Origin of the sequence: Sulfurimonas sp. (assembly GCF_041583195.1) — a bacterium.
Taxonomy (GTDB): domain Bacteria; phylum Campylobacterota; class Campylobacteria; order Campylobacterales; family Sulfurimonadaceae; genus Sulfurimonas.
On sequence record NZ_JBFHGL010000001.1, the window covers coordinates 35,810 to 49,004 of the forward strand.

Annotated in this window: 11 protein-coding genes; all 11 read right to left on the bottom strand. The window is 35.0% G+C overall.

The window, feature by feature from the left end; genetic code table 11:
* Positions 1 to 47: 47 nt before the first annotated feature.
* The 11 genes from ABZA65_RS00200 to secF all read right to left on the bottom strand — a co-directional run bounded on the left by ABZA65_RS00200 (position 48) and on the right by secF (position 13,195).
* Positions 48 to 857, bottom strand: coding sequence for a YmdB family metallophosphoesterase (locus ABZA65_RS00200; protein ID WP_373069354.1), 810 nt, complete (start codon positions 855 to 857; stop codon positions 48 to 50).
* Entirely contained in the window at positions 857 to 3,847 is a 2,991-nt protein-coding gene (locus ABZA65_RS00205; RefSeq protein WP_373069356.1) for a DEAD/DEAH box helicase, read from the bottom strand. Before ABZA65_RS00205 ends, ABZA65_RS00200 begins: the two co-directional genes overlap by 1 nt.
* Positions 3,848 to 4,189: a polymer-forming cytoskeletal protein gene (locus ABZA65_RS00210; protein WP_373069358.1), complete on the bottom strand. Its 342-nt coding sequence runs from the start codon at positions 4,187 to 4,189 to the stop codon at positions 3,848 to 3,850.
* A complete protein-coding gene (locus ABZA65_RS00215) occupies positions 4,186 to 5,142 on the bottom strand; it encodes a M23 family metallopeptidase (RefSeq protein ID WP_373069360.1) in 957 nt (318 codons plus the stop codon). The genes ABZA65_RS00210 and ABZA65_RS00215 overlap by 4 nt, the downstream gene beginning before the upstream one ends.
* 4 nt (positions 5,143 to 5,146) lie before the next feature.
* Positions 5,147 to 6,301: a bifunctional folylpolyglutamate synthase/dihydrofolate synthase gene (locus ABZA65_RS00220; RefSeq protein ID WP_373069958.1), complete on the bottom strand. Its 1,155-nt coding sequence runs from the start codon at positions 6,299 to 6,301 to the stop codon at positions 5,147 to 5,149.
* Positions 6,267 to 7,103, bottom strand: coding sequence for an HDOD domain-containing protein (locus ABZA65_RS00225; RefSeq protein WP_373069362.1), 837 nt, complete (start codon positions 7,101 to 7,103; stop codon positions 6,267 to 6,269). The genes ABZA65_RS00220 and ABZA65_RS00225 overlap by 35 nt, the downstream gene beginning before the upstream one ends.
* A 1-nt stretch (position 7,104) precedes the next feature.
* Positions 7,105 to 8,655 carry a diguanylate cyclase gene (locus ABZA65_RS00230; RefSeq protein WP_373069364.1) on the bottom strand — a complete coding sequence of 517 codons (1,551 nt, stop codon included), beginning with the start codon at positions 8,653 to 8,655 and terminating at the stop codon, positions 7,105 to 7,107.
* 3 nt (positions 8,656 to 8,658) lie between these two features.
* Positions 8,659 to 9,180 carry an LPS assembly lipoprotein LptE gene (gene lptE, locus ABZA65_RS00235; RefSeq protein ID WP_373069366.1) on the bottom strand — a complete coding sequence of 174 codons (522 nt, stop codon included), beginning with the start codon at positions 9,178 to 9,180 and terminating at the stop codon, positions 8,659 to 8,661.
* Between the two features lie 2 nt (positions 9,181 to 9,182).
* Positions 9,183 to 11,636: a leucine--tRNA ligase gene (gene leuS / locus ABZA65_RS00240; protein ID WP_373069368.1), complete on the bottom strand. Its 2,454-nt coding sequence runs from the start codon at positions 11,634 to 11,636 to the stop codon at positions 9,183 to 9,185.
* Positions 11,637 to 11,668: 32 nt separating this feature from the next.
* Positions 11,669 to 12,007 carry a DUF6394 family protein gene (locus tag ABZA65_RS00245; RefSeq protein ID WP_373069370.1) on the bottom strand — a complete coding sequence of 113 codons (339 nt, stop codon included), beginning with the start codon at positions 12,005 to 12,007 and terminating at the stop codon, positions 11,669 to 11,671.
* A gap of 216 nt (positions 12,008 to 12,223) precedes the next feature.
* Positions 12,224 to 13,195, bottom strand: a complete 972-nt coding sequence (gene secF / locus ABZA65_RS00250; RefSeq protein ID WP_373069372.1) for a protein translocase subunit SecF — start codon at positions 13,193 to 13,195, stop codon at positions 12,224 to 12,226.

Genomic DNA, 13,195 nt, shown 5'->3' on the forward strand with positions numbered 1-13,195 from the left:
CTTTTGTATTTTTGTGAAAATATTATAATAATAATTGTTAAAAAATACTAAAGTTCGATCCAAGCATCCGTTTTAATAATATTTCCATTATCAAATACTTTTAGTTTGTATGCATTTGAGCACTTTCCATCTTCTATGTCCATAACAGCCATTTGAAGGATCTTCTTACATTTTTTAGGAACATCAAAATGCCCTTTCATACCTGTAAGAAACTGTTTAAGAGGTGTTTTTGCATCCATACCGATCACATTGTCACGACAACCAGTCAGACCTATGTCACTCAAGTACGCTGTACCTTCTGCTATTTGAAAATCATCACTACTTACATGGGTATGTGTACCGATGATCCCAGATACTTTTCCTTGAAGCAGCATCATCATTCCGCGCTTTTCACTGCTAGCCTCTGCATGAAAGTCAATAAATATATTTTTAACACCCTCTTTATGAAGCTCTTCAACTGTAGCTTGTGCAACACGAAAGCCGTTTTCACACATAGGCATAGCGTAATGCCCCATAAGGTTTAGTACTGCAAGCTTTTCACCTTTTACATCGTAAACCTTACAACCAGTTCCTTCAACTTCAGGCGGATAGTTATGAGGACGCAGGATCTCATGCGTATCAAACAGAGCTACTACCTCTTTTTTATCCCAAGAGTGGTTACCGCCAGTCATTACATCTATACCGTAAGAAATAAGCTCGTTTGCATTTTTAGAAGTTACACCAAAACCGTGAGAAGCGTTTTCATAGTTTGCTATTACAAAGTCAATAGAATGTTCCTCTTTTAACTTTGCCAAATGCTCTTTTAACATACTACGCCCTGGGCTTCCTACAATATCACCTATAAAAGCTATTCTCATTATATTACCTTTGGTTTTGCATTTCTAAGATAGTAAAGCACAGTTTTAATGATGTCATCATCATCTTTACTATCTGATTTTATACTCTCTTTAGAGTCGTTCTTGTAAGTAAAAGTTATGTTCTGTCCATAGTTAGAGATGTTCTTGATCTTCTTATCAAGTGCAAGTAGTTTCATCTCCATAAGTTCAAAAAACTGACGTGTAGGCTGGTCAAGATCACCAAATCTGTCTATAACTTCCTCTTGGATCTCATAAACCTCAACACTCTCTTCACAAGCAGATAAACGTCTGTAAATATCTAAGCGTAATCTGTCTTCACTTATAATATCATCGCTTAAATATGCTGAGATTGTCAGCTTAATATCTACCTTGTCACGGCTTGATTCCTGAGTATTGCTAAGTTCTCTGATCGCATCTTCAAGCATTTTAAGATATAGCGAATAACCAATGTTCTTAATATGTCCACTTTGTGCATCACCAACCAAGTTTCCGCCACCGCGGATCTCTAAGTCGTGGTGAGCAAGCACAGAACCGCTTCCTAAGAACGAATTAGATTCTAGTGCAAGAAGACGTTTTTTAGCCTCATCAGTCAGGTTTTCTTTATTCTCTACTACAAAGTAAGCAAAACCTTCATAAGCACCACGCCCTACACGACCGCGAAGCTGGTGCAGATCAGCTATACCAAACCTGTCAGCACCGTCAACAATAATAGTATTAACACGAGGCATATGTATCCCACTCTCGATAATACTGGTTGCGATCATCATATCGTACTCACCTGCTTCAAACTTCAATAGCTCTTTTTCAGTCTCAACTGCTGAGATTTTAGAGTGAAGCATAACTACACGAAGCTCAGGTAAAATCGCTTTAATTTCACCCATTTTAATTGGCATATGATCTATTGAGTTATGCACGTAAAAAACTTGCCCACCACGACGAAGCTCACGGAGTATTACCTCTTTTATAAGCTTTTCATTATACTCTTTAACAAATGTTCTTACACCCTGTCTTGCACTTGGCGGTGTCAAAAGCTGACTCATAGTTTTGATCGAGCTAAGTGCCTGATTTAGGGAGCGTGGAATCGGAGTAGCAGACATGCTAAGCATATGAACATTATGGTAAAGCTCTTTGATCTTCTCTTTTTGCTTAACTCCGAACTTGTGTTCCTCATCTACGATCACAACACCCAGCTTTTTAAAACTAAGTCCAAAAAGTGCGTGAGTGCCTACTACACAATCCAGCTCACCAGAAGCAAGTGCCGCAGTTATATTTTTCTTATCTTTTGCAGATACGAATCTGTCTAGTTTGGCATAACGTATACCTAAGTCTTTAAACCTCTCATCCAAACTTCTAAAGTGTTGAGCTGAGAGAAGCGTAGTTGGTACAATCAGAGCCGACTGGTAACCTGACTTGTATGCTGCGTAGATCGTATTCATTGCAACTTCTGTTTTACCAAAACCTACATCACCGCTAAGCAGTCTGTCCATTATATGACCGCCGCTCATCTGGTTGATTATCTCATCTATTGCCTGAGTCTGATCATCTGTATAATCAAAGCCTGCCTTAGCCTGAAACTCTTGTAAATCTTTTTTGATTATATTGATTTTAGGAGCTTTTATAAGTGCACGCGCAGCAGCAGTATTTACAATAACTCCCGCTATCTCTAAAAGACGTTTTTTAACTTTCTCTTTTAGTTTTCCAAAGCTTCCTTTTCCAAGTCTGTCTAAAACAGGTACAGAACCGCCTGAAGCAATGTAGCGATCAATATAGTCTAAATTCTCAACTGGCAGAAGAACCTTGTCATCACCAATATACTTAATAACTATAAAGTCTTTTACACCGCCTAAAATCTCAGCTTGCTCAATAGAGTCAAATATACCTACACCATAGTCCTCATGTACTACATAATCACCACGTTTTAGATCATCTAGCAGAATTGAGCTTTTTCTTCTGCGGCGTTTCTTTTCAGGTTTGTTTAGAGATATAACCATCTCATCAGGTGTTAAGATATTTAAAATATACGGAGCGTAAACCTCTGTCACATTTTTAAGCTCAAACAGTCCAACTTGTTTCATAACAGCTTCATTGGCTGCAATGATAGTTATCTTTTTATCTTTATGAACTTTTAAAAGAGAGTGAACGTCTGCAACTACTAACTCTTTGTAGTCATCAGAATCATTTAGAACTTCAAGATCAAACTTATCACGTGTAAGCTGTGGATTGTTTAGTGCATATGCATCTACTAACACACTATCTAGATCACGAACAAGTTTTACGTTTTTGCCTTCTAAAAAATCATAAGCGTTATCTTCTAAATGCCATAAACCCAAAGATGCTATATCTTTAACTAATGCTTCGTACTCACTGTTTTCTGTTTTTGAAACTAAAGAGTCGTATGAATTCTCATCTAGTGAGAAAAATGCACTTGTTATTTCTAAAGAATCAAGTTCCTCTTTTTGAGTACGTTGTGATTCTAGTTCAAAGTACTTGATCTGCTCTATCTCATCATCGAAGAGCGATATACGAACAGGTAGTTTTGATGAAGGTACATATATATCTATAATGTCGCCACGAAAAGAGATCTCACCCTCAACCTGAACCATATCTACAAAGTTATAACCCCAGTGAAGCATCTTTGATTTAAATTCACTCAGATCAATAGTAGATCCGAATTCTAAAACCGTAGAGTCTAATAACTCTGGCTTTGGCACATGAAAAAGCAGTGTTTTAAGCGGAGATATAATTAGCGGTTTTTTCTTTGCAGCGTAATACTCTCTAAGACGTGAAAAGAGTGCATGAAGCTCCTCTTTATATACACGTAGATCATCTCCAAATGCGGGACGAAAGTCCGGAAAAAGTATTACGTCTTGATTAAAAAATTTGCACACGCTCTCTAAAGAGTGTGCCTCCTCAAAATCCTCACATATTAACAGTTCTAAATCAGGTTTTTTATTTTGACTTAGATATTCAAATAAAACAGACTGTGACATCTACGCCTGTTTTAGTTCTTTGTCGATCTCTTCTTTTGAAGGTTCATGATTCATTATTTTTTTTGGAGCAGGTTTAGTACCTTTAACGATTGAGTTACCCTCAAATATACCTTTAGCCTCAATAACAAGTTCAGATGCTTCTACAGTACCTTTAACATGACCATTTGCTTTAATCTCAACGCGATCTGCATGAAGTGTACCTTCTACAAAACCTTGTACTACTAATCTTTGAGTAGTTACATCACCGTTAATATGACCGTTTTTTCCGATATTTACCTCTTTAGTAGAGTTTATCTTACCTTCTAACTCACCGTCTACATATAGATTGCAACTTAGATTCATTTCTCCTTTAATCGAAGAGCCAGCCGTGATGATGGTAGTGTTTGTGTCGGTTGTGGTACTTTGATGTGTGCTGTCGCCGTTATTAAAGATTGCCATGGTATTTTTTTCTCCTGTTCAAATATATCTTTATAGTTTGCTACTGTCCATTTTACAAAATGATATGGATTAACTGTTCTGTGTAAAAATCTTAGTTCATAATGAAGGTGAGGTCCGCTACTCATACCAGAGTTACCTGAATATGCGATCAGTGTACCTTTTTTTACAAACTTACCGTATTTTACTACTACTTTGTTTAAATGACCGTAATATGATTTAAATCCGTAGTTATGTTCTAATATTACCAGATTTCCAAAACCGCTTTTTTTATGATAGCCTGCATATTCAACAACACCGTCAGCCGTAGCATAAACAGGTGTTTGCATCTTCGCACGCATATCAAGCCCTTGATGGAACTCTTTTCTATTTAATGTAGGATGAATTCTATATCCGAATTTACTTGTTACTCCAGTATAGTTTACAGGTGAACCGTTTGGAATAAATTGTAGTAAAGAAGCCATATGTTCTGAATTTAATTTTGTTTTACTTACTCTATCTTGCAAACTAGTTTCATCAACAGGTGATATACCTATTAGTGTCTCAATTTCTGAGAGTGAATCTGAGACCTCATTTAGCTCTTTTTTCTTTAAAAAAAGCGCGACTTGCGTCTCTTTCATACTTTTATCTAACTTGTCGTTTTTTGCTTTTAGTTCTGCATAAGCCAATTCAGTATTTTTTTTCTTTTCTTCTATCTGCTCAACAGAATAATCAAGATATATTATTGTCCCGATAGCAAATAAACCAATGAATGTAAAAAAGCCTAAAACATACCACGCTAACTTTTTTACTATTTGGTGTAAATTAAATTGTTTTACACCGTTATCATCGTTAATAGTAACTGTAAAATGGTTATCCATATCTTTAATACTCTTTTAAAAATTCTTCAACTACACTAAAAGATCCAAAAACCAAATAGTTTTTATCTGGCTGGACACCGCAAAATTTGGCATATTTTACCATTAAATCATTTAAAACCTGATGAAGCTTAGAGACATCCTCAACTCTCTGCCCCTCAATGCTTATGATCTCAACCTCTTTGATTATAGGTTTTAATATACTCAAAATCATTTTGTAGTCTTTATCTTTATAACTATTATACACTAAAGTATATTTATTATTTCCTAACTCTTTAACTATGGACGACGCAGCTAAAGGGTTATGTCCGACATCGACTATTATGTTCTCAGCAATTTTGCTAAGACGCCCAAAAAGCCTTGCATTATTAAAGTCACTCTCTTTATAGTTTATACCAAAATACTTTAGTGCTGATATTGCTAAAGAGAGATTATCCCTAAGATATGAAGCTAATGATAGTTTATCCGAAATACTGTCTATCTTTTTACAGTCATCTTCGTCTAAAACATCTTCAACTCTTTTTATATCTGCATGCTCTATTTTAGAAGCAACCTCATAAACTTCTTTATGCTTCTGTTTAGCTATTATCGAACTTTTTTGAATAGAATTTAATTTTGTTTGCGCAATTGAGCTGATATTTGAGCCTAAAAAGGCCTGATGATCGAGATCTATCGGTGTTACAAGTGTTAGATCTTTTTTAAATACAGCAGTAGCATCATGCTCACCGCCAAGACCTGCTTCTAAGACTACAAAGTCACACTCTTCAAAAGCTTTCATAGCGAGAAGTGTAGTGTATTCAAAGTAACTTAATGCGTCTAAATCATCTTTGTCTAAAATATCGATAAGCTCTTTATGATAAGACTCTAATGCTTCATCACTTATATCATCTCCATTTATCCATATACGTTCATTAAACTTTAAAATATGCGGAGATGTGTAATGCCCAACTTTAAAACCATTTTTAAAAAGTGCAGATGCTAAAAACCTGCCAGTTGTACCTTTACCGTTTGTTCCAACAAGATGTATTATTTTAGGCTCTTTAAAGTGTTGCTTTATTCTATTGTATATTATAGGGAATCTATCGTAATCGATTTCATCATAATAAAGCGGTTTTGAGTCTAAAAAATTAATTAAAGTAAGCATCTCTAACTTTATATGCACTTCTCTCAAACATATTTCTGCTAAGACCTAGTTTTCCTACTTTTTTTGAAGCTAATGCTATTGAATGGTCTGTCAAAATCTCTTTTACATTTATAACAGTTGTTATAATATGGATAATATGCCTGTGTCTTTTTATATATACATCTAACTCTTTAAACTCTTCTTTTGTGTAATCCAGAGCTTTTAAAACCTCAATAAAATGATCATCAAGATTCCAATGTTTAAACAATTCAGCACTTATTCTATATGAACTCATACCAAGCATTTCTTTCTCAAACTCTATTAAATTTTCACACTCATTAAACTCTTTTCTAAACTCACCTACATAATCACTTTTAGTAACTTCATTTGCTACAAGCAACTTACCTGACTCCATTACAAGTGCCAGTTGTGAAAGATATTTAGCATCTTCCTTATTTACCTGAGAATACCATTGATAAAGCAAAGCACTTTGAAGATGGCACAGTTCGTTGAACTGCTGTGTATTAAACCCGTATATACTAGTATCTGCTTTTAAAGTCTCATCTATAGAGTATTTAACAATAAACATATATACTCTGTATGTTCCAAGCAAAGTAACAGCCTGTCTGGCAGTTAAAATCTTTTTCCTAAAACCGTAAAAAGGAGTATTTATCATTTTTAACATATTAGCCATAAGCATTGCATCAGATTCAAGTACTCTAACCAAGCTTGATACACTCATCATTTCCAATCCGCTAGAGTACATACTTCTAACAACATTGGCTGCATTTGACAAAGGCGGTAATGTATCTATATTTTCTACTATATTCTCAAATGTCATCTTATTTGCTCACTACCTGGTTACGTCCGTTATTTTTTGCTTTATACAAATTTTCATCTGCATTTTTTATTGTACTATCTAGAGATATATTGCTCTGTCTCTCACTTAGACCTGCACTTACGGTAACAGTTATGCGTTCATTTTTATACATAAACTTAGCTTTTTCAATATGTTTTCGAACTTTTTCTGCAAAAACCACAGCACCTTCTGAGTCAGTTTCACAAAGGATAGCCATAAATTCTTCCCCCCCGAATCTGCCTACTATATCGACAGTTCTTACTTCTTGTTTTAAAATTTTAGCAAAAGCAGAAAGAACTAGGTCACCTGCGCCATGACCATATTTATCATTTACTGATTTAAAATGATCAATATCAAGCATAACTATAGTGTAATTATGACCATGTCTATTAAATTCTGCCTCTTTTACACCTAAAAACTCATCTAATGCTCTTTTATTATATAGTTTAGTTAAAAAATCTTCTTTTGATTCGGCTCTTGCTTCATCTAATTCTTTTTCAAGTTTTTCAATTCTTTTTGAGAGCTTTTTAACTTGGTCATTATGTTCATTAAGATCACTGCTTAAATCTTTAGTACTACTCTCTAAAGCAAGAGCTAAAGTATAAAGTTTTTTATGAGCTGTTTTAAAATTTTCTTTTGACTTTTCTCCCTCTTCATTATACTTTTCTAACTCTTTTTTTATACCTTCAATCTCTACAGTAGACTTATCGCTTCTCTCAATCATCTCTATAAGTCTTACAGAGAGTTTATCAAGAACACCATCAAGAGACTCTATCATCTCTTTAAGAGACTCTTTATCAAGTGCTATTCTTAACTTTATAACCTCTTTTATTTCATTCTCTATTGATGCTGATGACAACAGTTCCGGCTTTCTTCTAATCTTCTCAGACATATCTGCAATTTTATCGTTTACACTAGAGGCAATTGATGGTACTAATGAAGAGACTAATAAAGATGCTACTTTATGAAATGTAGTTGTATCGGAGACAAAAGCGTCTTTTGATAAAGACGATAAATCCAAAGCTTCAATGGAAGCTTTTAAATCCTCTTTATTTTTAATGCCTATTTTTTGTAAAAAAGAATTATCGTAAGTAGTTATAAAATTTGTCCACAGTTGTCTGAACTGTTCAACTTGAGCTACACTAGGATTTGAATCAATAAGTGTAATAGACTTTTTAGCTAATGAACTTGCCTCTTTGTTATGAAGTTCACTTACAACTTGAAGAAGTCTTTTTGTAAATAAAATTTGTGCTTCAAGACTCTCCGAACAAACCGACTGATTTGTTCTGTTAAGTTTTCCGATTAAAAAGCGGACAAACTCGCTCATAGTTTTAATACGGTACTGTTCTAACTCTTTTTGAAAATCTTTATTTAGAGATGATTTATACTTTTCAACATGGGAGCAGTCTTCTACACTCATTTTAGCTAATGAGGCCTCTTTACAAAATGCCTCTGCATAGAAATCCGGAGTTAATAGTTTACCTTCGTTTTCTAATCTTTTTATAGCATTTTTAATTATAGTTTGAATTGTCATAAACTACTCCCTTTTGTTTCTTGCACCCTCTGAAGATATTTTTGCTATAAACGAGCTAATAGCCTTTGAAGCACTAAACTTAATAGCATCAAAACGTTGTTGATCAGTTAAAATAGCATTAGGAGTTACACTAAAGTCATATGTACCAGATGACGTATAACTTTTTGACTTTCCGTCTTGAAACTTCTTTATATTTAATTTAACCGTCATTCTATAGCCTATAACATAACCGTTTGAATCGTATTGTGTAGGTGAATAGCTAGGTGTACTCATAGATATACTAAGATGAGAATCCGATTGGTCTCTGCTTGTTAAAGATGACTGAAGAATCTTTACTATAGCCGAGTCTACTGCATCTTTAATTAAAACTGTATTTTCAGGATCTTCAGATGAGATTCTAACGTCTGTACTTATCTTTTGACCAAGAAGGTCACGTGAAAACTTTGCACTAGGTCTATAACCACAGGCTGTTATAAGTGAAATTACGACAAGTGTTAAAACTACCTTTACAACAGCTGTTTTCACATTTAGCCTTTTACAACCAAGTTAACAAGTTTTTTAGGAACTACTATCTCTTTAATGATCTCTTTGCCATCAATCCACTTAGCCCCAGCTTCTTTAGCCTGATCGATGATGCTATCTTTGTCTGCATCAATTGCCACTTCGATCTCAGTTCTTGCTTTACCATTAATTGAAACTGCCATTGTAATAGAATCTTCTACGAAAACTTCATCTATTATTGATTGAGGAACAAAGTTTTTAAGATTAAAGTATTTCTCACTTATCTCACTAGCTACGTGTGGAATTACAGGTTCCATGATAGAGCTCAGTATCCAGTAACCTTCAGTCCAAACATCAGAGTTTGACTGTGCGTTTAATGCATTCATAGCTTCCATAACACCTGCAATCATTGTATTAAAAGTGTAGCGCTCATTAAATACATCGTTTGAACGTTGTAGTGCTTCATATACTTTTTTACGAGCAAATTTTTCCTCTTTACTAAGGCTTGAGTGATCGATCGTAGGGATTGAATCAGTTGCAACAATGTTTGAAGCTCTGTCGTAAAAACGTTTGATAAATTTGTATGAACCTTCAACTGCAGAATCATTCCACTCTAACTCTTGTGTCGGTGGAGCTGCAAAAAGTATGAAAAGCCTTGCCGTATCTGCACCGTACTTTTCAATTATTGCATCAGGATCAACCGTGTTACCTTTAGATTTTGACATCTTAGCACCGTCTTTTAATACCATACCTTGTGTAAGAAGTCTCTCAAATGGCTCATCAAAATCTAAATATCCTAAATCACGGAATACTTTTGTAAAGAAACGTGCATAAAGCAGGTGAAGTACTGCATGTTCAATCCCACCTACGTAGTGATCAACACCCATCCAGTATTTTAACTGCTCGTGCGAGAATGCCTCGTTTTCCCAGTTAGATGCGTCTGCACAAAAACGTAAAAAGTACCAGCTAGATTCAACGAAAGTATCCATAGTATCAGTTTCACGAGTTGCATCACCGCCACATTCAGGACATGAACAGTGTTTCCAAGTAGGATGTTTCTCTAGAGGGTTACCCTCACCTGTGATCTCTATATCTTCAGGAAGTGCAATTGGTAAGTTCTCTTTTTTCTCCATAACTAAACCACATTTATCACAGTGAACAAAAGGGATCGGTGCACCCCAGTAGCGCTGACGAGACACACCCCAATCTTTTAGTTTGTAGTTAGTCGTCTTTTTACCTATATTGTTATCTTCAAAATGTTTGATTATGTTGTACTGGCTCTTTTTGCTATCCATTCCATCAAACTCACAAGAGTTAAAAAGAATACCACGTTCAGTATATGCACTTGAAGTAAAGTCATGTTCACCATCTTTAGGGTTGATTACAGCATTGATCTCTAAATCATACTTTTTGGCAAAGTCAAAATCACGTTCATCGTGTGCAGGAACTGCCATAACAGCACCGCTACCGTAATCCATAAGTACAAAGTTAGCTATCCAAACAGGAACTGTTTTATCTAAAAGCGGGTGCTTAACTCTTATACCTAAGTCAATTCCTGCTTTTTCTTTTTGTCTGTCTATATTTGAAGCGTTTTTCATAGCTTCGATTTCAGAGATAACTTCATCACTTAAAAGCTTGTTTTCAATCATATAAGTTACTATTTTATGCTCAGGAGCAACTGCCGTGTAACTTACACCATAGATAGTATCAGGACGAGTCGTAAACACATCAAAAGACTCAAAAGTGTTATTTAATTTAGCTTTACTTTCATCATCAAAAAACAGATCAAATTCTAAACCGTTTGACTTACCGATCCAGTTGTCCTGCATAGTCAGAACTTGTTTTGGCCAACCGTTTTCAAGTTTTTTAAGATCATCTAAAAGTTCATCTGCATACTGAGTGATCTTAAAATAGTATTGATTCATATCTTTTTTAACGATAGGTGTATCACATCTCCAACAACAACCATCCACAACCTGCTCATTTGCTAAAACTGTCTGGTCATGAGGGCACCAGTTAAGAAGACCTTTTTCACGGTAAAGCAGACCTTTGTTATACATATCAATGATGAAGCCTTGCTCAAACTTAGTATATAGTTCATCACTTGTTGCAAGTTCACGCTCACGTGAAAATGAAAAACCAAGTGAATAAAACTCGTTTTTCATATAATCTATATTGTCGTAAGTCCAACCCTTAGGATGTGAACCGTTTTTTATAGCTGCATTCTCAGCTGGCATACCGAAGCTGTCAAAACCGATCGGGTGAAGAACGTTAAAATTTTGTTGACGGTAGTAACGTGCAAACGCGTCACTGATTGAGTAGTTTCTAACATGTCCCATGTGTAAGCGACCGCTTGGGAATGGGAACATACTTAATATATATTTTTTCTCTTTAGTAAAATCTTCGCTTGGTTCGAAACTTCTGTTTTCCTTCCAATAATTTTGCCATTTTTTTTCTATCTGTTGTGAGTTGTATTCCAATTTTGTTCTTTCTTTAAAAATTTTTTAGTGTATTAATATTCGTCATTTGTTTTTGAACTCTCAATATATACAAGACCTACTGAGAACATGTTCGCAATTAATGCACCTATTGTTAATGCAATTGCCCATTCTAAATTACCAATAACTTGAAGATATATAAAGGCTGGAATAAGGTGTAGATCCGCTACTAGTGAAGATGCCAAAAGTTCTGCTGAAAGTAAATTTCTTACACCAATTTTTAAAAATGTTGAAACAAGATTTAAACTTGCCGCTACAAAAAGTGCCACTGCACTGTGTTCATATAAAAAACCTGCGATCGATGTTAAACTCATTAATGAGAAAAACACATATATTACTTTACCCCAATCCATATCTTTTCCTTTAATTTATTTCATAAATTCAAGGGAACCTTTTCCCCATTATTTAATCACTGTAACTGAAGTAATTCAGTTACCTACGTTATCACTTGGATTTCTTCGGCAGAAAGCCCGCGACACTTGTGTCGCTTTTATTGTTAAAATTTACTGAGTGATTATACTAAAAAATTGTTAAGGGGTGACTGAAAAGTTTGGATGATGTAGAAAACTCTACATCACACCAGATTCAAACTGAGCACGCATGCGCTCTTTTTCTGCTTCTCTTTGAGCTTTTTTTGCTAGTTTAGCATGGTAATCTTTAACTGAAAAACCAAACCACATAAGGATTGGAGATGCAACAAAGATAGATGAGTAAGTACCTACAACTACACCTACAAGCAATGTAAATGCAAAGGCATGAATAATCTCACCACCAAAAATGAATAGTGTAAATACAACAAAGAACGTAGTTAACGAAGTTAAAGTTGTACGAGCAAGTGTACGAGTAACTGACTCATTAATACTCTCTGCTAGATCAGAGTTTCTGTTGTTTGTAACACCCTCACGGATACGGTCAAATACAATGATTGTATCGTTAAGCGAGTAACCAAGAATTGTTAAAAGCGCAGCTAATACATCAAGGTTTACATCAAGTCCTACAATTGCAATTGCGCCAAGGGCAATTGAAACGTCATGAACAAGTGCAAAAATAGATGCTACAGCAAAACGCCATTCAAATCTAAATGCTACATAGATTAAAATACCGATGGTAGCTAAGATTAAAGACATAACACCTTTTTCTCTTAACTCGTTTCCAACTTTTGGACCGACTATATCTACACGGCGGATCTCATAATTCCCTGTACCTTTAAGAGCCTCACGAGTCACGTCACCTATATCTACGGTTACACTTGCAGTAGTAGATTTCATACGAATCACTACCTCATCAGGTGCACCAAATTCTGTTATAGATGATCCGTTAAAAAGCTCATTAGACTTTAGTTTTTCACGCATATCATCTATAGGAGCAGTCTTGTCATACTTAACTTGTATAACAGTACCACCTGCAAAGTCAACACCGTAATTTAGACCTTTTGTAGCTAAAATAACATAAGAGCCAAGAACTAATACAATAGAAAGAATCATTGCAAGTTTTGACTTCCCCATAAAATTAAAGGTTTTCGTATATTTAAAAAATTCCAT

Excerpts from the sequence above, each read along its gene's own strand:
- ABZA65_RS00200 (WP_373069354.1), bottom strand. The coding sequence starts at position 857 with ATGAGAATAGCTTTTATAGGTGATATTGTAGGAAGCCCAGGGCGTAGT.
- ABZA65_RS00205 (WP_373069356.1), bottom strand. The coding sequence starts at position 3,847 with ATGTCACAGTCTGTTTTATTTGAATATCTAAGTCAAAATAAAAAACCT.
- ABZA65_RS00210 (WP_373069358.1), bottom strand. The coding sequence starts at position 4,189 with ATGAATCTAAGTTGCAATCTATATGTAGACGGTGAGTTAGAAGGTAAG.
- ABZA65_RS00215 (WP_373069360.1), bottom strand. The coding sequence starts at position 5,142 with ATGGATAACCATTTTACAGTTACTATTAACGATGATAACGGTGTAAAA.
- ABZA65_RS00225 (WP_373069362.1), bottom strand. The coding sequence starts at position 7,103 with ATGACATTTGAGAATATAGTAGAAAATATAGATACATTACCGCCTTTG.
- ABZA65_RS00230 (WP_373069364.1), bottom strand. The coding sequence starts at position 8,655 with ATGACAATTCAAACTATAATTAAAAATGCTATAAAAAGATTAGAAAAC.
- ABZA65_RS00245 (WP_373069370.1), bottom strand. The coding sequence starts at position 12,007 with ATGGATTGGGGTAAAGTAATATATGTGTTTTTCTCATTAATGAGTTTA.
- secF (WP_373069372.1), bottom strand. The coding sequence starts at position 13,195 with ATGGAATTTTTTAAATATACGAAAACCTTTAATTTTATGGGGAAGTCA.